Here is a 24,686-nt window from a genome sequence, read left to right as displayed (position 1 = left end):
CGCCGCTTAGTTAACCCAGACGCGCGCGTTACGGAACATGCGCATCCATGGCGCGTCTTCGTTCCAGTCTTCCGAACGCCAGGAGTTCTGCACGGCACGGAACACCCGCTCCGGGTGCGGCATCATGATCATGACGCGACCGTCACGGCTGGTCAGCCCGGTGATCCCGCGCGGCGAACCGTTCGGGTTGGCCGGGTAGGTTTCGGTGACCTTGCCATGGTTGTCGACAAAGCGCATGGCCACGCAACCCGACAGGTCGGCTTGCAGCAAGGCTTCTTCGCTTTCGAACTCGGCATAACCCTCGCCGTGGGCGATGGCGATCGGCATGCGCGAACCGGCCATGCCCTGCAGGAAGATCGAGTTCGACTCCTGGATCTGCACCATCGCCACCCGCGCCTCGAACTGCTCGGAGCGGTTGCGCACGAAGTGCGGCCAGAATTCGCTGCCCGGAATCAGCTCGTGCAGGTTGGACATCATCTGGCAACCGTTGCACACGCCGAGGGTGAAGCTGTCGTTGCGCTCGAAGAAGCCCTGGAAGGCATCACGGGCACGGGCGTTGAACAGGGCCGACTTGGCCCAGCCTTCACCGGCGCCGAGGACGTCACCGTAGGAGAAGCCGCCGCAGGCGACCAGGCCCTTGAACTCGTTCAGGTCGACACGACCGGCGAGGATATCGCTCATGTGCACGTCGATGGCATTGAAGCCGGCACGGTCGAACGCCGCCGCCATTTCCACCTGGCCGTTGACGCCCTGCTCGCGCAGGACCGCGACCTGGGGACGAATGCCTTTCTTGATGTACGGCGCGGCGATGTCCTGGTTCACATCGAAGCTGGTCTTGTAGCTCAGGCCAGGATTGCCTTCGTCCAGCAGGACGTCGAATTCCTGGTCGGCACAGTTGGCGTTGTCGCGCAGGCGCTGGATCCGGTAGCTGGTTTCCGCCCACTGGCGTTGCAGCAGGCGACGCTCGCCGGTGAACACGGTGTCGCCGTTGAAGGTGATGCTGACTTCGCCGTTGTTCAGCGGCTGGCCGATCACCGACACGCAGTCACCCAGGCCCGCGGCGCTGAACTGCGCCAGCACGTCCGGAGTGGAGTCCTGGCGCACCTGGATCACCGCGCCCAACTCTTCGTTGAACAGGATCGCGGCGATATCGGCGGCGGTTTCCGCCACGCCGTCGAGGTTCAGGCTCAGGCCGCAGTGGCCGGCGAAGGCCATCTCCACGGTGCTGACCAGCAGGCCACCATCGGAGCGGTCGTGGTAGGCCAGCAGGTGACCGTCGGCGTTGAGGCCCTGGATCACGGCGAAGAAGGCCTTGAGGTCTTCCGCGTCATCGACGTCCGGCGCATGCTTGCCGAGCTTGCCGTGCACCTGGGCGAGGATCGATGCGCCCATGCGGTTCTGGCCACGCCCCAGGTCGATCAGGATCAGGTCGGTGACGCCCTTGTCCATGCGCAGTTCAGGGGTCAGGGTCTTGCGGATATCGGTCACCGGCGCGAAGCCGGTCACGATCAGCGACAACGGCGAGGTCACGCTCTTGTCGACGCCCTCGTCTTTCCAGCGGGTGGCCATGGACATCGAGTCCTTGCCCACTGGAATGGTGATGCCCAATTCCGGGCACAGCTCCATCCCGACCGCTTTCACGGTGTCGTACAGGCGGGCATCTTCACCCGGATGACCGGCGGCCGACATCCAGTTGGCCGACAGCTTGATATCGGAGATCTTGCCGATGCGCGAGGCCGACAGGTTGGTCAGGGTCTCGCCGATCGCCATGCGCCCGGAGGCCGGGGCGTTCAGCAGGGCCAGCGGCGTACGCTCGCCCATGGCCATGGCTTCACCGGTGTAGACGTCGAAGCTGGTGGCGGTGACGGCGACGTCAGCCACCGGCACCTGCCACGGGCCGACCATCTGGTCGCGGGCAACCAGGCCGGTGATGGTGCGGTCGCCGATGGTGATCAGGAAGCTCTTGCTCGCCACGGCCGGGTGGTGCAGGACGCGCTCGATGCAGTCGGCAATCGCCAGGCTGCCCGGATCGAAATCGTCGCCCAGCTCGGTTTCGCGAACGGCCGAACGGTGCATGCGCGGGGCCTTGCCCAGCAACACTTCGAGCGGCATGTCCACCGGGCTGTTGCCGAAGTGGCTATCGGTGACCGTCAGTTGCGGTTCGGCAGTGGCTTCACCGACCACCGCGAACGGGCAACGCTCGCGTTCGCAGATCGCCTTGAAGCGCTCGAAGTCCGCCGCATCGACCGCCAGGACGTAGCGTTCCTGGGATTCGTTGCTCCAGATTTCGTGCGGGGCCATGCCCGGCTCGTCGTTGGGGATATTGCGCAGTTCGAAACGGCCACCGCGGTCGCCGTCGTTGACCAGTTCCGGGAAGGCGTTGGACAGGCCGCCCGCGCCGACGTCATGGATAAAGCTGATCGGGTTCTTGTCGCCCAGCTGCCAGCAGCGGTCGATCACTTCCTGGCAGCGGCGTTCCATTTCCGGGTTTTCGCGCTGTACCGAAGCGAAGTCCAGGTCCGCCGAGCTGGTGCCGGTGGCCATCGAGGATGCCGCGCCGCCGCCCAGGCCGATGAGCATCGCCGGGCCGCCAAGCACGATCAGCTTGGAACCAACGGTGATTTCGCCCTTCTGCACGTGTTCGGCACGGATGTTACCCATGCCGCCGGCCAGCATGATCGGCTTGTGGTAGCCGCGCACTTCATCGCCACGCGGGGTGGTGATGGACTGTTCGAAGGTACGGAAGTAACCGGTCAGGGCCGGACGACCGAATTCGTTGTTGAACGCGGCGCCGCCCAGCGGGCCTTCGATCATGATGTCCAGCGCGGTGACGATGCGCTCGGGCTTGCCGTAGGGCACTTCCCAGGGTTGCTCGAAGCCGGGGATCTGCAGGTTGGACACGGTGAAACCGGTGAGGCCGGCCTTCGGCTTGGCGCCGCGCCCGGTTGCACCTTCGTCGCGGATCTCGCCACCGGAACCGGTCGAGGCGCCCGGGAACGGGGCGATCGCGGTCGGGTGGTTGTGGGTCTCGACTTTCATCAGGATGTGCACCGGCTCCTGCACCGCGCCGTACTGGCGGGTCTCTGGATCCGGGAAGAAGCGACCGGCGACATTGCCGACGATCACCGAGGCATTGTCCTTGTAGGCCGACAGGACACCTTCGCTGTGCATCACGTAGGTGTTCTTGATCATGCCGAACAGGCTCTTTTCCTGGCTCTCGCCGTCGATATCCCAACTGGCGTTGAAGATCTTGTGACGGCAATGCTCGGAGTTGGCCTGGGCGAACATCATCAGTTCGATGTCATGCGGGTTGCGCTTGAGACCGATGAAGGCATTCACCAGGTAATCGATTTCGTCTTCGGCCAGGGCCAGGCCCAGCTCGACGTTGGCTTTTTCCAGCGCGGCGCGACCGCCCCCGAGGACATCCACGGCCGTCAGCGGCTTCGGCTCGGCATGGCTGAACAGGCCGGCGGCCTGTTCCAGGTTGGCCAGCACGATCTGGGTCATGCGGTCATGCAGGCTGGCGCTGATCAGCTCGGCTTCGGTGTCGCTGAACTGGCCGGCCACGTAGAACGCGATACCGCGCTCCAGACGCTGGATTTTCCCCAGGCCGCAGTTGCGAGCGATGTCGCTGGCCTTGCTCGACCAGGGCGAAATGGTGCCGAAACGCGGCAACACCAGGAACAGACGACCGGTAGGCTCCTGAACCGGCACGCTCGGGCCGTATTTCAGAAGACGGGCCAGCACTTGCTGTTCATCGCCGGTCAGAACGCCGGTGACTTCGGCGAAATGGGCGAACTCAGCATACAAGCCACTGACAGCCGGAACTTTCTGGCTCAGTTGCTCGAGTAGTTTGCTGTGGCGAAAGGCGGAAAGGGCAGGAGCACCGCGCAGGATCAACATCTTCGGGACAGCCTCGGGAAGGGGGTGTGCTTTGAGGCCGTGCATTCTAGCCTAAACCGCCCGCGACGGCACCCGAAACGGCACGCTTGCCGTGCGCCAGACGTCGGTACGGGGGGACCTGCTTATTATTAATAGGCATCAAGGGCATCCGGAACGGTTATTTTTGCTCCGTTTCCCCGGCGCCAGGCCCCATTCCTGAGGCTTCCAGCGTTATCCGGGTTTCTCTAGCAGACCGGCACCCATCTGTCGAGATATGGCGGCCGAGGTCCTTTGCGTATACTGCGCACATGTTTTCCCAAACTGCTTTCCGCCCGCGCTGCGCCAAGTGGCTCATCGCAACCGGACTCTTCCTGATGCTCGGTGCCTGTGTTGAAAAACCCAGCACACTCGAGCGCGTAAAGGAGGATGGCGTACTGCGCGTGATCACCCGCAACAGTCCGGCCACCTACTTCCAGGATCGCAACGGCGAAACCGGCTTCGAATACGAGCTGGTCAAGCGCTTCGCCGATGACCTGGGGGTCAAGCTCGAGATCGAAACCGCCGACAACCTCGACGACCTGTTCAATCAACTGGGCAAACCCAACGGTCCGGTGCTGGCGGCCGCCGGCCTGGTCGGCAGCGACCAGCGCAAGCAACAGGCGCGCTTTTCCCATCCCTACCTGGAAGTCACCCCGCAGGTCATCTACCGTAACGGCCAGTCCCGCCCCACCACCCCGGCGGACCTGGTGGGCAAACGCATCACGGTATTGAAGGGCAGCACCCACGCCGAACAGCTGGCCGAACTGAAAAAGCAGAATCCTGCAATAGAATACGAAGAGTCCGACGCCGTCGAAGTGGTCGACCTACTGCGCATGGTCGACGAGGGCCAGATCGACCTGACCCTGGTGGATTCCAACGAAGTGGCGATGAACCAGGTCTACTTCCCCAACGTGCGGGTCGCCTTCGACCTCGGCGACGCCCGCAACCAGCGCTGGGCGGTGGCTCCGGGGGAAGACAACAGCCTGCTCAACGAAATCAACGCCTACCTCGACAAGGTGCAGAAGAACGGCACCCTGCAACGCCTGAAGGATCGTTATTACGGGCACGTCGATGTCCTCGGGTATGTCGGCGCCTATACCTTCGCCCAGCACCTGCAGCAACGCCTGCCCAAATACGAGAAACACTTCCAGGCCTCGGCCAAGGAAGAAAAGGTCGACTGGCGCCTGCTCGCGGCCATCGGCTACCAGGAATCGCTGTGGCAACCGAGCGTCACCTCCAAGACCGGCGTGCGCGGCCTGATGATGCTGACCCAGAGCACCGCCCAGGCCATGGGCGTGTCCAACCGCCTGGACGCCCGGCAGAGCATCAGTGGCGGCGCCAAGTACCTGGCCTACATGAAGGACCAGCTCGACGAGAAAATCGAGGAGCCGGATCGCACCTGGTTCGCGCTGGCCGCCTACAACGTCGGCAGCGGTCACCTGGATGACGCCCGCAAGCTGGCCGAGAACGAAGGCCTGAATCCGAACAAGTGGCTGGACGTGAAGAAGATGCTGCCGCGCCTGGCGCAGAAGCAGTGGTACAGCAAGACCCGCTACGGCTACGCCCGCGGCGGCGAGCCGGTGCACTTCGTCGCCAACATCCGCCGCTACTACGACATCCTCACCTGGGTGACCCAGCCGCAGCTGGAAGGCAGCCAGGTGGCCGAAGGTGCCTTGCACGTACCGGGCGTGGACAAGATCAAGCCGACCGAACAGCCGTCACAGCTATAGCCAGAGCCGAACACAGCCCTCGTAGGAGCTGGCTTGCCAGCGATGGCGGTTTATCGGGCAACAACGATGTCGACCATCAGATCGCTATCGCCGGCAAGCCGGCTCCCACAGTTTGTCCCATACCCTCCCGTGGGAGCGTGCCAGGCAGTCAGGCCTTCGGCGCAGCCGCCAGGATCAATTCCTTCATCTCCACCACCGCCGCCTTGAAGCCGACAAACAGCGCATGGGCCACCAGTGCGTGGCCGATGTTCAGTTCGTTGATCCCCGGAATCGCCGCGACCGCCTCGACGTTGTGATAATGCAGGCCATGTCCGGCATTGACGATCAGCCCCTGGGACACGCCAAAGGCCACGCCATCGGCGATGCGCTTGAGTTCCTCGGCCACTTCGGCCGGGGTCTCGGCGTCGGCATAACGCCCGGTGTGCAATTCGATCGCCGGCGCGCCGACCCGCTTGGACGCGGCAATCTGCCGCTCATCGGCGTCGATGAACAGCGACACTTCGCTGCCGATCCTGCTCAGGCGCTCAACCGCCGCCTTGATCCGCGCTTCCTGCCCGGCGACATCCAGGCCACCCTCGGTGGTCAGTTCCTGGCGGGTTTCCGGGACCAGGCAGATATGGGCCGGACGAATGCGCTCGGCGAACGCCATCATCTCTTCGGTCACGCCCATTTCGAAGTTCATGCGGGTTTGCAGCACCTCCTTGAGCAGCAGCACGTCACGCTCCTGGATATGCCGGCGGTCTTCACGCAGGTGCACGGTGATGCCATCGGCGCCCGCCTCTTCGGCGTCCAGCGCGGCCTTGACCGGGTCGGGGTAACGCGTGCCCCGGGCCTGACGCAGGGTGGCTACGTGGTCGATATTCACACCGAGAAGAATGCGGGTGCTGGTGGTCACGGGAAGGCTCCTGAACAGTTGAAGATTCGGCCCACAGCATACACGGGGATTTCAGGGCTTTCGAAACAACTCGCGACTGACCAGCGGTTTACCCCCCAGATGCACCGCCAGCGCCTGGCGCATCAGGCGCTTGGCCGCCGACAGGGCACCGACCGCGGTCCAGTCGGCTTCGGCCATGGCCAGCAGCTCGGTGCCCTGGAACAGCCCGGGTTGCAACAGGTAGACCCGCTCGAGGCCGGCATCCACCTGCAGCCGGTACATGCCGTCCGCTGCCAGCGGTTCGCCATGGACATCCACGTCCAGGGCAAAGCCGTAGCCGAGGTCATCGAGCAGCCGCCACTCAAAGGAACGCAGCAGGGGTTCGAGGGGACGGCCTTCGGCCAGGGCGAGCAAGGTCGCGGCATAGTGGTCGAAGACCGCCGGATGCGGGTCTTCGGCGGGCAGCAGGCGAATCAGCAGTTCGTTGAGGTAGAGGCCGCTGAACAGCGCTTCGCCGTTGAGCCAGGTGGAGACGCCGGCGCTTTCCATGCGCCCGACATTCTTCAGCTCGCCCCGGCCACGAAACTCGACCTCGAGGGGCACGAACGGTCGCGCCAATGTCCCGGCCTTGCCCCGCGCGCTGCGCAGCACCGCGCGAAGCCGGCCTTGTGGCGTGATGAAATCCACCAGCGCGCTGCTTTCGCGGTAGGCGCGGGAGTGCAGGACGTAGGCCGGTTGGCCGGGAGGCGGGTTAGCCGACATGACGTCGAGCCTCAAACGACCTGGTTACAGATCGCCGTAACCCAGCGAGCGTAGCGCCCGCTCGTCGTCGGACCAGCCGCCCTTCACCTTGACCCACAGGTTGAGCATGATCTTGGAGTCGAACAGCAGCTCCATGTCCTTGCGTGCCTCGGTGCCGATGCGCTTGATCCGCTCGCCCTTGTCACCAATGATGATCTTCTTCTGGCCGTCACGTTCGACGAGGATCAGCGCATGGATGTGCAGGGTCTTGCCCTGCTGCTTGAACTCTTCGATTTCCACGGTGATCTGGTAAGGCAGCTCCGCCCCCAGCTGGCGCATGATTTTCTCGCGCACCAGTTCCGCAGCGAGGAAACGACTGCTGCGATCGGTGATCTGGTCTTCCGGGAAGAAGTGCTCGTTTTCCGGCAGGTGCTGGGCGATCAGGCCTTCCAGGGCATCCAGGTTATGCCCTTGCTGGGCGGAGATCGGCACGATCTGCGCGTTCGGCAGCTGCTCCTGCAACCAGGTCAGATGCGGCATCAGCTCTGCCTTGTCTTCGATCCGGTCGGTCTTGTTCAGCGCGACGATCACCGGGCCTTCGACGTACTGGATGCGCTCCAGGACCATCTGGTCCTCTTCGGTCCAGCGGGTGCGGTCGACGACAAAGATCACCACGTCGACGTCTTTCAGGGCCGCCGAGGCGGTCTTGTTCATGTAGCGGTTCAGCGCCTTCTCGCCACCTTTGTGCATGCCTGGCGTGTCGACGTAGATTGCCTGGATGGCGCCTTCGGTCTTGATCCCGAGCATGTTGTGGCGGGTGGTCTGGGGCTTGCGCGAGGTGATCGCGAGCTTCTGGCCGAGGATATGGTTCAGCAGCGTGGATTTGCCCACGTTCGGCCGGCCGACGATGGCGACGTAGCCGCAGCGTGTTGCAATTGAATCAGTCATTACCATTCTCCACGCCCAGGGCAATCAGTGCTGCGGCGGCCGCTACCTGTTCGGCAATGCGACGGCTCACGCCCTGTCCTCGGCTTTTTTCATTCAATAGGGTGATTTCGCACTCGACGAAGAACGTCCGGCAATGCGGTTCACCCTGGATATCCACCACTTCGTAACGCGGCAGTTCACAGGCACGCGACTGCAGGAACTCCTGCAGGCGGGTCTTGGGGTCCTTGTTGGTGTCCACCAGCGTCAGGCTGTCGAACTCCGAGGTCAACCAGGCGAGCACCCGCTCGCGGGCCATTTCCATGCCGGCGTCGAGATAGATCGCGCCGATCAGCGCTTCCAGGGCATCGGCCAGGATCGACTCACGGCGGAAACCGCCGCTCTTCAACTCGCCGGACCCCAGGCGCAGGTAGTCGCCCAATTCGAAACCACGGGCCAGGACCGCCAGTGTTTCACCTTTTACCAGGCGTGCGCGCAAACGCGACAACTGGCCTTCGCGGGCCTGCGGGAAGCGGTCGAACAGCGCCTCGCCGGCAACGAAGTTGAGAATCGCGTCACCGAGAAACTCCAGGCGCTCGTTGTTGCGCCCGGCAAAACTGCGGTGAGTCAGGGCCAGGACCATCAGCTCCTGGTCCTTGAAGGTATAGCCGAGCTGGCGCTCGAGACGGCTCAAGGACACGGTCACGGTTTACCCACGCTGAATTCGTGGTCGAACTTGACCACCAGATCGATGTTCTGGATCAGCGGATCACGCTGCTCGTATTTCAAATGGGCGAGGAACCGGTTGTTCTCCACCGTCACGCTTAACGCTTTGTTCAAATCCACGTCCTGAATACTGTTGACCTGCATGCCGCGGGCAACATGGGTGTAAAAGTCGCTGACGGTGGTGACGCCCGCCGCCTTGTCGGTTTCCACCGACATGATGATTTTCTTCATCGACATGTAGTCGAGGTAATGCGGGATCAACTTGAATGCCGTACTGGCGACGAAGGCGACCAGCGCCAGGGCCAGCAACCAGCCGAAAAACGACAGACCTTTCTGGGAAGCGGCGGACTTCATGGTTGTTCTCATAGTGTTCAAGCACCTGAAAAGCATTCGGCGCTGTGTTCAACAGCGCCGCTTGGGTTACTTGATCAGGCCGACCCGCGAGAAATTCGGCAGGTGGCTGAATTTCGGATCAGGCCAGCTCATCCAGACCGCGAAGGCCTTGCCGACGATATTCTCGTCGGGAACCATGCCCAGCAGTTCCTTGGGAATACTGGGGTCATCCCAGTAGCGGCTGTCATTGGAGTTGTCGCGGTTGTCGCCCATCATGAAGTAGTGCCCGGCCGGCACTTTCCATTCGTGGTCAGGCGGCGCGCGATAACGGCCCATCTCCTTGCGGATCAGGTGTTCAGCGGCGCCCAGCTTCTCTTTGTAGAGTTCGGCGCTGCCGAGCATGCCCGGCTCGTTGCCCACCAGTTGCTCGGCCACGGACTCGCCGTTGACGAACAGCTTCTTGTCACTGGTGTAACGCACCACATCGCCCGGCAGACCGACTACACGCTTGATGTAGTTGACGTTCGGATCGCTCGGGTAGCGAAACACCATCACATCGCCGCGCTGCGGATCACCGACCGGGATCACTTTCTTGTCGATCACCGGCAAACGGATCCCGTAGGAAAACTTGTTCACCAGGATGAAATCACCGACATCCAGGGTCGGCTTCATCGAGCCGGACGGAATCTGGAACGGCTCGACCAGAAACGACCGCAGTACCAGCACGATGAACAGCACCGGGAAGAAGGATTTGCCGTATTCAACCAGCAAAGGCTCCTTGTTCAGCTTCTCGACCACTTCTGCCTCGGGCTGCGAGACGCTGCCCTGGTAGGTGGAGATTGCCGCACGTCGGCGTGGCGCCAGAAAGACCAGATCGAGCAACGCCAACAGACCGCAGACGGCGACGGCGATGACCAGCAACAGCGGGAAATTTAGTGACATAGGACCTAACTATCCAACCTGAGCACCGCAAGGAAGGCTTCCTGTGGGATTTCCACGTTGCCTACTTGCTTCATGCGTTTCTTACCGGCCTTCTGCTTTTCCAACAGCTTGCGCTTACGGCTAACGTCACCACCGTAGCATTTGGCCAGTACGTTCTTTCTGAGCGCCTTGACGGTTGTCCGCGCCACGATCTGCCCGCCAATGGCGGCCTGGATGGCAACGTCGAACATCTGACGAGGAATCAGTTCTTTCATCTTCTCGGTCAACGCACGCCCTTTGTAGTGCGCGTTGTCACGATGCACGATCAACGCCAGGGCGTCGACCTTCTCACCGTTGATCAGTACATCCAGCTTGACCAGATTAGCTGACTGGTAGCGATCGAAGTGATAATCCAGCGAAGCATAGCCACGGCTGGTGGATTTCAGGCGATCGAAGAAGTCCAGGACCACTTCGTTCATCGGCAGGTCGTAGGTCACCTGCACCTGGGAACCGAGGAACAGCATGTCGTGCTGGATCCCGCGTTTTTCGATGCACAGTGTAATGACGTTGCCCAGATGCTCCTGCGGTACCAGGATATTGGCCCGCACGATCGGCTCGCGCATGTCCTCGATGGCGGACAGGTCCGGCAGCTTGGACGGGTTGTCGACGTAGATGGTCTCGCCGTTCTTGAGCTTGAGCTCGAAGATTACCGTCGGCGCCGTGGTGATCAGGTCCAGGTCGTACTCGCGCTCCAGGCGCTCCTGGATGATCTCCATGTGCAGCATGCCGAGGAACCCGCAACGGAAGCCGAAGCCCAGGGCATCGGAACTTTCCGGGGTGTACTGCAGCGAGGAGTCGTTCAGCGTGAGCTTTTGCAGGGCTTCGCGGAAGTCTTCGAAATCGTCGGAACTGACCGGGAACAGACCGGCGTAGACCTGCGGCTGGATGCGTTTGAAGCCCGGCAGCACGTCGACATCGGGGGTGGTGCTCAGGGTCAGGGTGTCACCCACCGGCGCACCGTGGATGTCCTTGATACCGGCGATGATAAAGCCCACTTCGCCGGCCTTCAGGTCGACGGTGGCGGTGTGCTTGGGGTTGAACACACCGACGCTGTCCACCAGGTGCATCTTGCCGGTGGACTTGACCAGGATCTTGTCGCCCTTCTTCACGCGGCCGTGGCGCACGCGCACCAGGGACACGACGCCCAGGTAGTTGTCGAACCAGGAGTCGATGATCAACGCCTGCAGCGGATCTTCGATATTGCCGGTCGGCGCGGGAATGGTGGCGACCAGGCGCTCGAGCACCTCATCGACACCCAGGCCGGTCTTGGCGCTGCAGGTGACGGCGTCGGTGGCATCGATACCGATGATCTTCTCGATCTCTTCCTTCACCCGCTCCGGCTCGGCCTGCGGCAGGTCGATCTTGTTCAGCACCGGCATGACTTCCAGGCCCTGCTCGATCGCCGTGTAGCAGTTGGCAACCGACTGGGCCTCGACGCCCTGGCCGGCGTCGACCACCAGCAGCGCACCTTCACAGGCCGCCAGGGAACGGCTGACTTCGTAGGTGAAGTCGACGTGGCCCGGCGTATCGATGAAGTTCAGCTGATAGGTGATGCCGTCTTTGGCCTTGTAGTACAAGGTGACGCTATGGGCCTTGATGGTGATCCCGCGCTCGCGCTCGAGGTCCATGGAATCCAGCACCTGCGCTTCCATCTCGCGTTCGGCAAGGCCGCCGCACATCTGGATGAAGCGATCGGCCAGAGTCGACTTGCCATGGTCAATGTGGGCGATGATGGAGAAATTGCGGATATGACTCAAATCACTCACGGGTCAACACTCAAAAAGGTTGCAGGCAGACTGCCCGCCGAAAAATAGCCGGGAATTGTACCTGATGCGCGACCTAGGCGTCACGTTCACAGGCAAGGCGACCGGCACAAAAAAGCCCCGGCTGGTCGGCAGGGGCTTTTTTTCGGGGTTACCCAGGCGTGTTTGTCGCCCTTATCCCGCTCGACGCAGCAGCCAGAGCCCGGCAATCGCACAGATCCCCGCCGGCACCAGCACCGCGAGCAGCGGCGAAAAGCCGAACACCAGGCTCGACGGCCCCAGCAGGTCCTGGGCGATACGGAAGGTGAAGCCCACCAGCACGCCGGTGAACACCCGCTGGCCGAGGGTCACTGAACGCAAGGGGCCGAAGATGAACGAGATGGCCATCAGCACCAGCGCGGCGGTGACCAGCGGTTGCAGGATCTTGACCCAGAACGCCAACCAGTAACGGCCATTGGCCAGCCCCTGGTCCGCCAGGTAATGGATGTAGCCCCACAGGCCGCTGATGGACAGCGCTTCGGGCACCATCACCACGGTGCTCAGCAGGTTCGGGCTGAGGGACACGCCCCACAGCTCCTCCGGACTGTTGATGACCTCGGTGTGATCGCCACGGAAATAGGTGGTGGTGACATCCGTCAGGTTCCAGTGATCCTTGTCGAAGCGAGCCTGCTTGGCGAAGCTCGACGACAGCAGATGCCGCTGCTCGTCGAAATGATAACGGGTCACCCCATAGAGCAGGCCGTTGGGTTGCACGGCGTTGATATGGATGAATTCGTCGCCCTGGCGGTGCCACAGGCCGTGCTTGGAGCTCTGCGCATCGCCCGAACCCTGGGCCAGCGCCCGGTTGGCCTGGGCCTGGCTCTCGGTGACCGGCGCGACATACTCGCCGACCAGCACGCCGACGATCATCAGCACCAGCATCGGTTTCATCACCGCCCAGACGATGCGTCCGATGGAGACGCCGGCCGCGCGCATGATGGTCAGTTCGCTGTTGCTCGCCAGGCTGCCCAGGCCGATCAGGCAGCCGATCAGGCCGGCCATCGGCAACATGTCATAGACGCGACGAGGCGCCGTCAGCACCACGAAGCTGAGGATATCGCCCCAGGTGTAGGTGTCGCTGACATTGCCCATCTCGTCGATAAAGGCGAACAGCGAGGCCAGGCCCAGGATGATCCCGAGCACCGCCAGGATCGCCAGGAATACGGTACTGCCGATGTAGCGGTCGAGCTTAACCACGAGCCATCTCCTTCATGTCGCGGCGACTCGCCAGCTTCAAACGCAACGGTTCCCAATACAGCAGTCCCAGGCCGATCACCAGGAACAATCCGTGCACCCACCACAAGCCGAGCAGCGGCGACAGGTGGCCCTTCTCCAGCGAACCGCGGGCGGAAATCAGCATGGTCAGGTACGCCATGTACAGCAGGATCGCCGGCAACAGCTTGAGGAAACGGCCCTGACGCGGGTTGACCCGCGACAGCGGCACCGCCATGAGCGTCACGATAAAAACCAGCAGCGGCAGGGACAGGCGCCATTGCAGCTCGGCAATCGACTTGCGTTCGCTGCTGCCCCACAGATCGCGGGTCGCGAGGGCGTCACGGTCGGTCACCTCGTTGCTGATTTCGGGTTTCTCCATCTGCACGCCGTAGGTGTCATATTTGATAGCCCGATAGTCCGCCTGTCCCGGGCTGCCGTCATAGCGGTAGCCGTCCTCGAGAATCAGGTAGCGGTTGCCGTCAGGCTTGACTTCCAGGCGCCCGTGATCGGCGACCAGCACCGAGATGCCACGGTCCTTCTTGTCCTGGCCGAGACGTTTCTCGGAAATGAACACGCCGCCCAGCTGGGTGCGGTCATCCGACAGTTTCTCGGTGTAGGTGATCCGCGATCCATCGTTCAGCGCCTGGAAACGCCCCGGCTCCAGGGTATCGAATTCGGTCAGGGCATCCTGCTTGTTGAGCACCAGCTGGAACTGGTAGGCGCCCTGGGGGGCCAGGCTCAGGCTCAACCAGGCCACCAGCAGGGCCACCAGCAGGGCCGGCGCCATGGTCATGCCGAGCAGGCGCTGCTGGCTCATGCCGGTGGCGGACAGCACGGTCATCTCGCTTTCCAGGTACAACCGGCCGTAGGCCAGCAGAATCCCGAGAAACAGGCCCAAGGGCAGGATCAACTGCAGGAAACCGGGCAGGCGGAAGCCCATGATCAGGAACAGCGCCCCCGGATCCAGGGCGCCCGAAGCGGCCTGGGCGAGGAATTTGACGAAGCGCCCGCTCATGGTGATCACCAGCAGCACGGCGCTGACGGCACTCAATGTAACCAGGACTTCGCGAGACAGATAACGAAAGACGATCAAACCAGACACTCCAGGGTTGTCAGGCTAACTAAGGCGGCCGAACAAGCAAGCATATAGAGTCAGCTCATCAAGAGCCGTCTAAAAAGATGGCGCATTATCCTGTGATTGGCCGCCCCTGTCACTGCGCACGCTCAACCACGCACGCAAAGCTGCAACGCAGGGTTGTCAGCGGCGGGCGGCGAGGTTCAAACTGCCGCCTTTGTCGCTTGCACGCCACCGCGTTGCCAAGCCGCCCAGCGCAGAGCCTCGCTTCGCGCCCACTGACCTTTATTCAGGGACCCAGACATGGAACTGGTTGTAAAAAGCGTTAGCCCGGAAACGTTGAAAACCGCCACCCTGGTACTCGCTGTCGGCGAAGGCCGCAAGCTCGGTACTGCCGCGCAGAAAGTCGATGAACTGACTGGCGGCGCCATCAGTGCCATCCTCAAGCGCGGCGACCTGGCCGGCAAGGTCGGCCAGAGCCTGCTGTTGCAGAGCCTGCCGAACCTGAAAGCCGAGCGCGTGCTGCTGGTGGGCGTGGGCAAGGACGCCGAGCTGGGCGACCGGCCGTTCCGCAAGACCGTCGCCGGCATCCTCGGCACCCTCAAGGGCCTGGGTGGCAGCGATGCCGTGCTCGCCCTCGACGAGTTGGTGGTCAAGGGTCGCGACAGCTATGGCAAGACCCGCCTGCTGGCGGAAAGCCTGCTGGATGGCGAGTACAGCTTCGACGCCTACAAGAGCCAGAAAGCCGAGCCGCGTGCCCTGAAGAAAATCACCCTGGTCACCATCAAGGCCGCGCAAGCCGAAGTCGAACGCGCCGTGACCCACGCCAAGGCCATCGCCAACGGCATGGCATTCACCCGCGACCTGGGCAACACCCCGCCGAACATCTGCCACCCGAGCTACCTCGCCGAGCAGGCCAGGAACCTGGGCAAGACCCACAAGGGCCTGAAGGTCGAGATCTTCGACGAGAAGAAGATCAAGGAACTGGGCATGGGCTCGTTCTACGCCGTGGGCCAGGGCAGCGACCAGCCACCACGACTGATCGTCATGCAGTACAACGGCGGCAAGAAATCCGAGAAGCCGTTCGCCCTGGTCGGCAAGGGCATCACCTTCGACACCGGCGGTATCAGCCTCAAGCCGGGCGCCGGCATGGATGAAATGAAGTACGACATGGGCGGTGCCGCCAGTGTCTTCGGTACGCTGCAGGCCGTGCTGGAACTGAAGCTGCCGATCAACCTGGTGTGCATCCTGGCCTGTGCCGAGAACATGCCGAGCGGCGGCGCGACCCGTCCGGGCGACATCGTCACCACCCTGAGCGGCCAGACCGTGGAAATCCTCAACACCGACGCCGAAGGCCGACTGGTGCTGTGCGACGCCCTGACCTACGCCGAACGCTTCAAGCCCCAGGCGGTGATCGATATCGCCACCCTGACCGGCGCCTGCATCGTCGCCCTCGGCTCGCACACCTCGGGCCTGCTGGGCAACAACGACGAGCTGATCGAGCAACTGCTGAACGCCGGCCGCCAGGCCGACGACCGCGCCTGGCAACTGCCGCTGTTCGATGAGTACCAGGAGCAACTGGACAGCCCGTTCGCCGACATCGCCAACATCGGCGGGCCGAAGGCCGGCACCATCACCGCCGCCTGCTTCCTGTCGCGCTTCACCAAGAACCTCAACTGGGCCCACCTGGACATCGCCGGCACCGCCTGGACCAGCGGCGGCAAGGACAAGGGCGCCACCGGCCGTCCGGTGCCCCTGCTGACCCAATACCTGCTGGATCGCGCCAAGGCCTGACGCCGGCGACCAGGGCGCCCTCCTCCGCTGAGCAGGGCGCCGTGGCTCAGGAACCTCTATGACCCAAGTCGATTTCTATATTCTGCCCAGCCCTGATCCTTCAGCCCGGCTGGATTTCGCCTGCAAGCTGACCGAAAAGGCCTGGCGCCTGGGGCACAAGGTCTATCTGCACTGCAGCGATGCCGGCCAGCGCGATGAGCTGGACGCCCGCCTGTGGCGCTTCAAGGGCGAGAGCTTCGTTCCCCACGGCCCCGCGGAAAGCGAACCCGAGGGCAGCGTGGTCCTGGGACTGGGCGAAGACCCCGGCCCTCATCAGGACCTGCTGGTGAACCTGGACTTGAAAGTCCCGCCCTTTGCCTCGCGTTTTGCCCGCGTGGCGGAAGTGGTGGTGGAAGACCCGGCGATCCGCCAGGCGGCGCGGGAGAGTTTCCGCTTCTACCGCGAACAGGGATATCCTCTGCAAGATCACCGTCTACAGCGACTTTGAGCACCCCGATGGACACTCCAAAACAACCACAAAAAGCTGCCCCCCTGCTCGATGAGCTGGAATCGATCCGCAAGTTGCTCGGCGACGACACCCTGCAGCCACCGCTGCTGACCGAAACCGTCGCCAGCGAAGGGCAGATTCCCCTGCTGTTCGACATGGTGGGTAAAAAGGCCGAGGTCGAGCCAGTCCCCGAGGTCGCGCCGCCAGTCGCGGCCGAACCGGCACCCGCGCCGGCACCGATCGCCGAAGCGAAGCCGGAACCGCCCAGGCCCGGCAACCAGGACGCCCTGCTGCACCTGGACAGCGAATTGCGCGCCGCCGCGCAACTGATCATGCAGGACGTGATCGACGACTTCGCCCCGCATATCGAAACCGAGATCAAGCGCCGCCTGGATGCCCGGATGGAGCGCCTGCTGAGCCAGTATCCTTCCTGACACGACGCCCCCCCCCCTTGTGGGAGCCGGCTTGCCGGCGATGGCGTCCATAAGAGCGATGCCGGGCTGACGGGCCTCATCGCCGGCAAGCCGGCTCCCACAGAGGAGCGCGTTTCAACGCAAAATACCGCGCCAGCGGGCATATTTGTCCCCTGGGCCCTCACCTCGCTCTACGCCCCGCGCCATATCCCCGTTATACTTGTCGGCTTTCCTGAATTAACGCCTAAGGGTCCCGCCGCGCATGGATAAGACCTACCAGCCGCACGCCATTGAAACTTCCTGGTACCAGACCTGGGAGTCCGAGAACTACTTCGCCCCGCAAGGCGCGGGCGACTCGTACACCATCATGATCCCGCCGCCGAACGTCACCGGCAGCCTGCACATGGGCCACGGCTTCAACAACGCGATCATGGATGCCCTGATCCGTTTCCGCCGCATGCAGGGTCGCAATACCCTGTGGCAGCCGGGCACCGACCACGCGGGGATCGCCACCCAGATGCTGGTGGAGCGCCAGCTCGAAGCCCAGGGCCAGAACCGGCATGACCTGGGACGCGAGAAGTTTCTCGAAAAGGTGTGGGAGTGGAAGGACCAATCCGGTGGCAATATCAGCCGCCAGATCCGCCGCCTGGGCTCGTCCGTGGACTGGAGCCGCGAGCGCTTCACCATGGACGACGGCCTTTCCGAAGCGGTCAAGGAAGCCTTCGTGCGCCTGCACGAAGACGGCCTGATCTACCGCGGCAAGCGCCTGGTCAACTGGGACACCAAGCTGCACACGGCGATTTCCGACCTCGAAGTGGAAAACCACGACGAAAAGGGTTTCCTGTGGAACCTGCGCTACCCGCTGGCTGATGGCGCCAAGACCGCCGAAGGCCTGGACTACCTGATCGTCGCGACCACTCGTCCGGAAACCATGCTTGGCGATGCCGCCGTCGCGGTCAACCCGGAAGACGAACGCTACAAGGCCCTGATCGGCAAATTCGTCGAGCTGCCGCTGGTCGGCCGCCGCATTCCGATCATCGCCGACGATTATTGCGATCCCGAATTCGGCACCGGCTGCGTGAAGATCACCCCGGCCCACGACTTCAACGACTATGAAGTCGGCAAGCGCCACAACCTGCCGCTGCTGAACATCTTCGACAAGAACGCCGCCGTCCTGCCGGCCTGCCAGGTGTTCAACCTCGACGGCACGCTGAACGACAGCATCGACGGCAAGATCCCGGCGCAATACGCCGGCCTCGACCGTTTCGAGGCGCGCAAGCAGATCGTTGCCGATTTCGATGCCGCGGGCCTGCTGGTCAGCGTCGATGACCATGCCCTGAAAGTGCCGAAGGGCGACCGTTCGGGCACCATCATCGAGCCGTGGCTGACCGACCAGTGGTACGTGTCGACCAAGCCGCTGGCCGAACCGGCCATTGCCGCCGTGGAAGACGGTCGCATCGCCTTCGTGCCCAAGCAGTACGAAAACATGTACTTCTCCTGGATGCGCGATATCCAGGACTGGTGCATCAGCCGCCAGCTGTGGTGGGGCCACCGCATTCCGGCCTGGTACGACGAGTCGGGCAAGGTCTATGTCGGTCGCGACGAAGCCGAAGTACGGGCCAAGCACAACCTCGGTCCGGACGTTGCCCTGCAACAGGACAACGACGTCCTCGACACCTGGTTCAGTTCGGGCCTTTGGACCTTCTCCACCCTGGGCTGGCCGGAGCAGACCGACTTCCTCAAGACCTTCCACCCCACCGATGTGCTGGTAACCGGTTTCGACATCATTTTCTTCTGGGTCGCCCGGATGATCATGCTGACCATGCACCTGGTGAAGAACGAGGACGGCACCCCGCAGGTCCCGTTCAAGACTGTCTATGTCCACGGCCTGGTACGTGATGGCCAGGGTCAGAAGATGTCCAAGTCCAAGGGCAACGTCCTCGATCCGCTGGACATCATCGACGGTATCGAGCTCGAAGCCCTGGTGCAGAAACGCACCACCGGCCTGATGCAGCCCAAATTGCAGAAGGCCATCGAGAAGCAGACCCGCGCCGAATTCGCCGAAGGTATCGCCAGCTACGGCACCGACGCCCTGCGCTTCACCTTCTGCTCGCTGGCTTCCACCGGTCGCGACATCAAGTTCGACATGGGCCGCGTCGAAGGCTATCGCAACTTCTGCAACAAGATCTGGAACGCCGCGCGTTATGTGCTGGACAAGGGCGAAGACTGCGGCCAGAACGGCGAAGCCTACGAGCTGTCCCTGGCTGATCGCTGGATCATCTCGCAGTTGCAGCGCACCGAAGCCGAAGTGACCCGCCAGCTCGACCAGTTCCGCTTCGATCTCGCGGCCCAGGCCCTCTACGAGTTCATCTGGAACCAGTACTGCGACTGGTACCTGGAACTGTCCAAGCCGGTCCTGTGGGACGAGAACGCACCGATCGAACGCCATCGCGGCACCCGACGCACCCTGGTGCGCGTGCTGGAAGTGGCCCTGCGCCTGGCGCATCCGTTCATGCCGTTCATCACCGAGGAAATCTGGCAGCGCCTGGCGCCGCTGGTCGGGGCGCAAGGCAAGACCATCATGCTGCAACCATGGCCGGTGGCGAACGAAGCGCGGATCGACGCGGTTGCCGAAGACGATATCGAATGGCTCAAGGGCCTGATGCTCGGCGTGCGCAACATCCGCGCCGAGATGAATATCGGCCCGGGCAAGCCATTGGCGTTGTTCCTGAAGAACGTCAACGAGCAGGATCAGCGTCGCCTGAGCGAGAACGAGCAGTTGCTGAAAAAGCTCGCGAAACTCGAATCGATCACCGTGCTGGCTGCCGGCGACGAGGCACCGCTGTCCGCCACCGCCCTGGTGGGCGAGATGGAAGTGCTGGTGCCGATGGCCGGACTGATCGACAAGGGCGCCGAACTGGCGCGCCTGGACAAGGAAATCCAGCGCCTGCAAGGTGAAGTGCAACGGGTCGGCGGCAAGCTGTCCAATGCCGCGTTCGTCGACAAGGCCCCAGCCGAAGTCATCGAGAAAGAGCGCGCCAAGCTGGCCGAGGCCGAACAGGCCCTGGGCAAGCTGGCCGAGCAGCATGCACGGATCGCCAGCCTGTAAGCGTGACGCCTGACTGAAAAAGGGAGGCCCTCGGGTCTCCCTTTTTCATGCCCGGCGCATCCTCACAAGCGCCCCGAAACCTCGCAGGAGCCGGCTTGCTGGCGATAAGGCCCGCGGGCCTGGCGCCGCCTGATCGGACGCCATCGCCGGCAAGCCGGGGCCTAGCGGGTCATGTCGCGCTCAAGGCAGAAGATCGGCACTGGAGCGTGTCCGCCACAATGCCCTGCGCGCCAGCGTCGGGGAATATGGGACAATGCCCGTCATTCCAAGCCCTACCCGAATCGATCCCGCCATGAACGCCCCGAGCAAACCCAAAGCCCCGCGCAAGAAGCCCAAGCCCGCCACCCCGGCCAAGAGCGTCGAGCCTCGCGAGAAAGCCAGCCTGCACCCACGCAACCGTCACCAGGGCCGCTATGACTTCCCGCAACTGATCAAGGGCTGCCCCGAACTGGGCCAGTTCGTGATCCTCAACCCCTATGGCAAGGAAAGCATCGACTTCGCCGACCCAGCCGCGGTGCGCGTGTTCAACCGGGCGCTGCTCAAGGCCTTCTACGGTATCCAGCACTGGGACATTCCGGCCGACTTCCTCTGTCCGCCAGTGCCGGGGCGGGCCGACTACGTGCACTTTCTCGCCGACCTGCTGGCCGAAAGCAACCAGGGCAACATTCCCCGTGGCGCGGCCGTGCGCGTGCTGGATATCGGCGTCGGCGCCAACTGCATCTATCCGTTGATCGGCCATGGCGACTATCGCTGGCAGTTTCTCGGCTCGGATATCGACAAGACCGCCCTGGCCGCGGCCAAGGCCATCGTCCAGGCCAACGGCCTGAACAAGGCCATCACCCTGCGCCAGCAAGACAACCCGAAGCACATCCTCAGCGGCCTGCTGGACAACACCGAGCATTTTGACCTGACCCTGTGCAATCCGCCGTTCCATGCGTCCCTGGATGAAGCCCAAAGCGGCAGCCGGCGCAAATGGCGCGCCCTCGGCAAGGCCGACCCCAAGCGCAAGCTGCCCGTCCTGAATTTCGGCGGTCAGGCGGCGGAATTATGGTGTGAGGGGGGCGAAGTGCGCTTCGTGACCCAGCTGATCAGCGAAAGCCCGCCACTGGCGAGCCAGGTGCTGTGGTTCAGCACCCTGGTGTCGAAGGCATCGAACCTGCCAGCCATCGAAGCGGCCCTGAAAAAAGCCGGCGCCCTGGAGAGCAAGGTGGTGGAGATGTCCCAGGGCCAGAAGCAGAGCCGTTTCGTCGCCTGGACGTTCCACAGCCAGGCCCAGCAACAGGCCTGGGCGCAACGGCACTGGAGCGCGGCCCGCGCCTGAGGCTTTCACCAGGCGAAAAAAAACCGTGCCCGGATCGCTCCGAGGCACGGTCGCACTGCGTCTTACTTGTTAACAGCGTCAGTCAGGCCTTTGGCCACAACGAGCTTGATAACTTTCTTGGCAGCGATTTCGATGGCAGCGCCAGTCGATGGGTTGCGGCCAGTACGGGCAGGACGCTCGGTCACTTTCAGCTTGCCGATACCTGGCAGGGTGATTTCGCCGCCGTTTTCCAGTTGGTCGGCAACGATCTGGCCCAGTTGGTCCAAGGCAGCGCGAGCGGTGGTTTTCGGCGCGTCGATAGCTTCAGCGATGTCGGCGATCAGTTGGTCTTTAGTCAAAGCCATTGAGATGTTCCTTCCCTATCAAATTCATTTGGATTGCAGAGTGCAGTGTCAGCCGTCGAGCCAAGTCTTGTGGACCTGACACCCCGCTGATAAACCACGACGGATCGCGGATGTAGATAGCAAAAACGGGGTTTGGTTCGACCTGACACCTGCTGAATGCACGCTTTGCGCCCTTACTGTGCGCAAGACGGGGGCAAAACTAGCACAGAGACGGGGAAATATCCGCCTCTACCTAGCCATTTGGTCAGCTTTTGCGCTCGTTTTCGAAAAAAAACTGCCAGAAACCGCCGATCGGCCAAGTTTGGCCCCGCAAACGCTGATTCGGTCCGCGTCTACGGTACACTGGCAGCTTTTCCGGGGAGCCGCTCTTCCCCCTGACAATCAGCCGAGAAACCCATGCCGATCCGTCACTGTATCGTCCACCTGATCGACAAGAAACCCGATGGCACGCCAGCCGTACTCCACGCCCGCGATTCGGAACTGAGCGAGTCCCAGGCCATCGAGCACATGCTGGCCGACCTCAATGAAAGCTATAACGCCAAGCAGGGCAAGGCCTGGGGCTTTTTCCACGCCGAGTCCGGCGCGCATCCTTTCAGCGGCTGGCTGAAAGAGTACCTGGACGGCGGCAAGGATTTTACCGCGTTCAGCCGCGTGGCCGTGGAACACCTGCAGAAGCTGATGGAAGAGTCCAACCTCTCGGTCGGCGGCCACGTCCTGTTCGCCCACTACCAGCAAGGCATGACCGATTACCTGGCCATCGCCCTGCTGCACCACAGCGAGGGCGTGGCGGTGAATGCCGAGCTGGACGTCACCCCGTCCCGGCACCTGGACCTGGCCCAGTTGCACCTGGCCGCACGCATCAACATCTCCGAGTGGCAGAACAACAAGCAGTCCAAGCAGTACATTTCCTTTATCAAGGGCAAGAACGGCAAGAAGGTCTCGGAGTACTTCCGCGACTTCATCGGCTGCCAGGAAGGGGTCGACGGCCCGGGTGAGACCCGTACCCTGCTCAAGGCCTTCAGTGACTTCGTCGAAAGCGAGGACCTGCCCGAAGACGATGCCCGCGAGAAAACCAAGACCCTGGTGGACTACGCCAGCAGCCAGGCCAAGATGGGCGAACCCATGGGCCTGGAAGAGCTGTCCGGGTTGATCGACGAAGACCGCCCACGGGCGTTCTACGAACATATCCGCAACAAGGACTATGGCCTGTCGCCGGAAATCCCCGCCGACAAACGCACCCTGAACCAGTTCCGCCGCTTCACCGGTCGGGCCGAAGGGCTGTCCATCAGCTTCGAAGCGCACCTGCTGGGCTCGAAGATCGAATATGACGAGGAAGCCGGGACCCTGATCATCAAGGGCCTGCCGACCCAGCTCACCGATCAGCTCAAGCGCCGCAAGGACTGAACCGTGCTCAATGGCATGTTGAAGAAATTCCTGCTGATCCTGCTGGTGGTCGTGGCCTATCAGAACTGGGGCAAGATCGAGCGGGTGTTCAAGCCCGGTTCGGTGGTCTCCGAACAGACCCAGGCCAAGGCCCGGGTGACTCTCTATGCCACCGACTGGTGCGGCTACTGCAAGCTGACCCGGCGTTTTCTCGACCAGAAGGGCATTCCCTACAGGGAGTTCGATATCGAGAAGAACGCCGAGGCGCGCAAGGCCTATGAAGCCCTGGGTGGCGGGGGTATTCCGATACTGGATGTCAACGGCACCCTGATCCGCGGATATCAGCCAGAGGCGATCATCGCCGCCCTGCAATAGCCAGCCGGACGCATTCCCATTGTAGGAGCCGGCTTGCCGGCGATGAGGCCAATGACTCTCGCATCGATCTTGCGGCCGCCATCGCCGGCAAGCCGGCTCCTACAGGGGGACGGTGCTTTCAATCCCTTAGCGCTTCAATCCTGAAGCCGAGCCGCGGAAAGTGCACATGCACCACGCCCGCGCGTTCATCCGCGCGTCGCAGGATCAGTTCCTCGCTACCCGCAAACAGCAACTCGCCGGCCACCGGATCAACACCATAATCCGTCGCCGCGATCACCACCCGCTGGCCGGCCTTGAAACCATTCGGGTCGTTGAAGACTTCATCGGGAAGATCGGCCGGCGTGGCCTCGCGCGCGACCTGCAACGCCTCCTCGGCGCTCATGACATTCGCGGCGCCATGCCCGAACCCCAGGACCCGGGCGAGCCAGGCCGATACGGCCGGGTATTCGTCCACCAGCGGTGAAGTGACCGGCGTGGCCTTGAGGAACCACAGCGGATGGGCCATCGCGATATCGGCGATGGAGGGCTGGCCAAACAGGAAGTCGCCCTCTTCACGCTGCAACTGCTGTTCCAGGCGCGCCATGAAGGTCGGCCACTGGTGCCGGGCCTCTTCCAGGGATACCCGAGTGGCCGAGCCACCGCTGAACAGGCCGGCGCGATCGATCATGAAGCCCTTGAGCTGCTCCGGGGAAAGCCGGGCAAAGCGCACCGCCGCCGATTCCGGCTGGAACACCAGGCTCACGGCATGCTTGAACACCACCGAATCGGCCCAGGCGGCGAAGGTCGCCGCGACCATTTCCCGTCCTTCGGGGAACAGGGTCGGCGAGGTTTTTTCCTGTTCGAGGCGACGGGCGATCAAGGCGGTGTCGCAATAGATATCCGCGCCCACCTGCAATACCGGCGTCTTGCGATAACCGCCGGTCAAGGCCGTCAGGTCGGGCTTGGGCATTACCGGCGGGATCGTCACCGAACGCCAGGACAACCCCTTGAACCCCAGCAACAACCGGGCCTTTTCGGCAAAGGGCGAAGTTGCGTAATGGTGAAGAATCAACTCAGGCATGCTGGAGTCCGCCGGACAGGTAGGAGCCCGCAGCTTAGCCTGCAAATCGGGGTCAGCCTACCCGGATGGCCTGATGTC

Annotated in this window: 20 protein-coding genes; 8 read left to right on the top strand and 12 right to left on the bottom strand. The window is 62.9% G+C overall.

Annotation, left to right across the window (positions count from 1 at the left end; all coding sequences use genetic code 11):
- Nucleotides 1-6 precede the first annotated feature (6 nt).
- Nucleotides 7-3,903, bottom strand: a complete 3,897-nt coding sequence (gene purL / locus KI243_RS05895; protein ID WP_212810602.1) for a phosphoribosylformylglycinamidine synthase — start codon at nucleotides 3,901-3,903, stop codon at nucleotides 7-9.
- Nucleotides 3,904-4,190: 287 nt separating this feature from the next.
- Here purL and mltF point away from each other — a divergent pair, with 287 nt between their 5' ends.
- The gene (mltF, locus tag KI243_RS05890) at nucleotides 4,191-5,651 is read left to right on the top strand and encodes a membrane-bound lytic murein transglycosylase MltF (protein ID WP_212810601.1); all 1,461 of its coding nucleotides are present in this window, start codon (nucleotides 4,191-4,193) and stop codon (nucleotides 5,649-5,651) included.
- 148 nt (nucleotides 5,652-5,799) lie between these two features.
- Here mltF and pdxJ read toward each other — a convergent pair whose 3' ends face one another.
- From pdxJ to lptF, 9 genes are all read right to left on the bottom strand, one after another.
- Nucleotides 5,800-6,546: a pyridoxine 5'-phosphate synthase gene (gene pdxJ / locus KI243_RS05885; protein ID WP_017124077.1), complete on the bottom strand. Its 747-nt coding sequence runs from the start codon at nucleotides 6,544-6,546 to the stop codon at nucleotides 5,800-5,802.
- Between the two features lie 51 nt (nucleotides 6,547-6,597).
- Nucleotides 6,598-7,287 carry a DNA repair protein RecO gene (gene recO, locus KI243_RS05880; RefSeq protein WP_017124078.1) on the bottom strand — a complete coding sequence of 230 codons (690 nt, stop codon included), beginning with the start codon at nucleotides 7,285-7,287 and terminating at the stop codon, nucleotides 6,598-6,600.
- Nucleotides 7,288-7,311: 24 nt separating this feature from the next.
- Entirely contained in the window at nucleotides 7,312-8,214 is a 903-nt protein-coding gene (gene era / locus KI243_RS05875) for a GTPase Era (RefSeq protein WP_017124079.1), read from the bottom strand.
- Entirely contained in the window at nucleotides 8,207-8,896 is a 690-nt protein-coding gene (gene rnc / locus KI243_RS05870) for a ribonuclease III (protein ID WP_017124080.1), read from the bottom strand. The genes era and rnc overlap by 8 nt, the downstream gene beginning before the upstream one ends.
- Nucleotides 8,893-9,270 carry a DUF4845 domain-containing protein gene (locus KI243_RS05865; RefSeq protein ID WP_017124081.1) on the bottom strand — a complete coding sequence of 126 codons (378 nt, stop codon included), beginning with the start codon at nucleotides 9,268-9,270 and terminating at the stop codon, nucleotides 8,893-8,895. Before KI243_RS05865 ends, rnc begins: the two co-directional genes overlap by 4 nt.
- A gap of 66 nt (nucleotides 9,271-9,336) precedes the next feature.
- Nucleotides 9,337-10,191, bottom strand: a complete 855-nt coding sequence (lepB, locus tag KI243_RS05860; protein ID WP_017124082.1) for a signal peptidase I — start codon at nucleotides 10,189-10,191, stop codon at nucleotides 9,337-9,339.
- A 5-nt stretch (nucleotides 10,192-10,196) separates the two neighbouring features.
- Nucleotides 10,197-11,996, bottom strand: coding sequence for a translation elongation factor 4 (gene lepA / locus KI243_RS05855; RefSeq protein WP_042934511.1), 1,800 nt, complete (start codon nucleotides 11,994-11,996; stop codon nucleotides 10,197-10,199).
- Between the two features lie 171 nt (nucleotides 11,997-12,167).
- Entirely contained in the window at nucleotides 12,168-13,229 is a 1,062-nt protein-coding gene (gene lptG, locus KI243_RS05850) for an LPS export ABC transporter permease LptG (protein ID WP_177106883.1), read from the bottom strand.
- Nucleotides 13,222-14,340 (bottom strand): LPS export ABC transporter permease LptF, encoded by a 1,119-nt coding sequence (gene lptF / locus KI243_RS05845; protein ID WP_017124085.1) that lies wholly within the window; start codon nucleotides 14,338-14,340, stop codon nucleotides 13,222-13,224. Before lptF ends, lptG begins: the two co-directional genes overlap by 8 nt.
- 285 nt (nucleotides 14,341-14,625) lie before the next feature.
- Here lptF and KI243_RS05840 point away from each other — a divergent pair, with 285 nt between their 5' ends.
- The 5 genes from KI243_RS05840 (at nucleotide 14,626) to rlmF (ending at nucleotide 21,446) form a co-directional block, all read left to right on the top strand.
- Nucleotides 14,626-16,116, top strand: a complete 1,491-nt coding sequence (locus tag KI243_RS05840; RefSeq protein ID WP_212810600.1) for a leucyl aminopeptidase — start codon at nucleotides 14,626-14,628, stop codon at nucleotides 16,114-16,116.
- A 58-nt stretch (nucleotides 16,117-16,174) separates the two neighbouring features.
- A complete protein-coding gene (locus tag KI243_RS05835) occupies nucleotides 16,175-16,603 on the top strand; it encodes a DNA polymerase III subunit chi (protein ID WP_017124087.1) in 429 nt (142 codons plus the stop codon).
- A gap of 8 nt (nucleotides 16,604-16,611) precedes the next feature.
- Nucleotides 16,612-17,037, top strand: a complete 426-nt coding sequence (locus KI243_RS05830; RefSeq protein WP_212810599.1) for a DNA polymerase III subunit chi — start codon at nucleotides 16,612-16,614, stop codon at nucleotides 17,035-17,037.
- Nucleotides 17,038-17,278: 241 nt separating this feature from the next.
- Nucleotides 17,279-20,125 (top strand): valine--tRNA ligase, encoded by a 2,847-nt coding sequence (locus tag KI243_RS05825; RefSeq protein WP_177085629.1) that lies wholly within the window; start codon nucleotides 17,279-17,281, stop codon nucleotides 20,123-20,125.
- Nucleotides 20,126-20,417: 292 nt separating this feature from the next.
- Nucleotides 20,418-21,446, top strand: a complete 1,029-nt coding sequence (gene rlmF / locus KI243_RS05820) for a 23S rRNA (adenine(1618)-N(6))-methyltransferase RlmF (RefSeq protein ID WP_177116400.1) — start codon at nucleotides 20,418-20,420, stop codon at nucleotides 21,444-21,446.
- A 62-nt stretch (nucleotides 21,447-21,508) separates the two neighbouring features.
- Here rlmF and KI243_RS05815 read toward each other — a convergent pair whose 3' ends face one another.
- Nucleotides 21,509-21,790: an HU family DNA-binding protein gene (locus KI243_RS05815; RefSeq protein ID WP_005785131.1), complete on the bottom strand. Its 282-nt coding sequence runs from the start codon at nucleotides 21,788-21,790 to the stop codon at nucleotides 21,509-21,511.
- A 396-nt stretch (nucleotides 21,791-22,186) separates the two neighbouring features.
- Here KI243_RS05815 and yejK point away from each other — a divergent pair, with 396 nt between their 5' ends.
- Both yejK and KI243_RS05805 read left to right on the top strand, forming a co-directional pair.
- Nucleotides 22,187-23,194, top strand: coding sequence for a nucleoid-associated protein YejK (yejK, locus tag KI243_RS05810; protein ID WP_017124091.1), 1,008 nt, complete (start codon nucleotides 22,187-22,189; stop codon nucleotides 23,192-23,194).
- A 3-nt stretch (nucleotides 23,195-23,197) separates the two neighbouring features.
- Nucleotides 23,198-23,548, top strand: a complete 351-nt coding sequence (locus tag KI243_RS05805; RefSeq protein ID WP_177106888.1) for a glutaredoxin family protein — start codon at nucleotides 23,198-23,200, stop codon at nucleotides 23,546-23,548.
- Nucleotides 23,549-23,666: 118 nt separating this feature from the next.
- On the opposite strand, the gene KI243_RS05800 is transcribed toward KI243_RS05805, so the two are convergent.
- Entirely contained in the window at nucleotides 23,667-24,608 is a 942-nt protein-coding gene (locus KI243_RS05800; RefSeq protein ID WP_212810598.1) for a glutathione S-transferase family protein, read from the bottom strand.
- Nucleotides 24,609-24,686 lie beyond the last annotated feature (78 nt).

It is taken from the genome of Pseudomonas sp. Ost2 (assembly GCF_018326065.1).
Taxonomy (GTDB): Bacteria; Pseudomonadota; Gammaproteobacteria; order Pseudomonadales; family Pseudomonadaceae; genus Aquipseudomonas; species Aquipseudomonas gingeri.
Note: the sequence above shows the minus strand (reverse complement) of the source record. Positions and strands in the feature narration are given on the sequence as shown.

Coding starts and splice junctions, on each gene's coding strand:
- purL (WP_212810602.1), bottom strand. CDS start 3,903: ATGTTGATCCTGCGCGGTGCTCCTGCCCTTTCCGCCTTTCGCCACAGC.
- mltF (WP_212810601.1), top strand. CDS start 4,191: ATGTTTTCCCAAACTGCTTTCCGCCCGCGCTGCGCCAAGTGGCTCATC.
- recO (WP_017124078.1), bottom strand. CDS start 7,287: ATGTCGGCTAACCCGCCTCCCGGCCAACCGGCCTACGTCCTGCACTCC.
- era (WP_017124079.1), bottom strand. CDS start 8,214: ATGACTGATTCAATTGCAACACGCTGCGGCTACGTCGCCATCGTCGGC.
- KI243_RS05865 (WP_017124081.1), bottom strand. CDS start 9,270: ATGAAGTCCGCCGCTTCCCAGAAAGGTCTGTCGTTTTTCGGCTGGTTG.
- lepB (WP_017124082.1), bottom strand. CDS start 10,191: ATGTCACTAAATTTCCCGCTGTTGCTGGTCATCGCCGTCGCCGTCTGC.
- KI243_RS05840 (WP_212810600.1), top strand. CDS start 14,626: ATGGAACTGGTTGTAAAAAGCGTTAGCCCGGAAACGTTGAAAACCGCC.
- KI243_RS05835 (WP_017124087.1), top strand. CDS start 16,175: ATGACCCAAGTCGATTTCTATATTCTGCCCAGCCCTGATCCTTCAGCC.
- KI243_RS05830 (WP_212810599.1), top strand. CDS start 16,612: ATGGACACTCCAAAACAACCACAAAAAGCTGCCCCCCTGCTCGATGAG.
- KI243_RS05825 (WP_177085629.1), top strand. CDS start 17,279: ATGGATAAGACCTACCAGCCGCACGCCATTGAAACTTCCTGGTACCAG.
- rlmF (WP_177116400.1), top strand. CDS start 20,418: ATGAACGCCCCGAGCAAACCCAAAGCCCCGCGCAAGAAGCCCAAGCCC.
- KI243_RS05815 (WP_005785131.1), bottom strand. CDS start 21,790: ATGGCTTTGACTAAAGACCAACTGATCGCCGACATCGCTGAAGCTATC.
- yejK (WP_017124091.1), top strand. CDS start 22,187: ATGCCGATCCGTCACTGTATCGTCCACCTGATCGACAAGAAACCCGAT.
- KI243_RS05800 (WP_212810598.1), bottom strand. CDS start 24,608: ATGCCTGAGTTGATTCTTCACCATTACGCAACTTCGCCCTTTGCCGAA.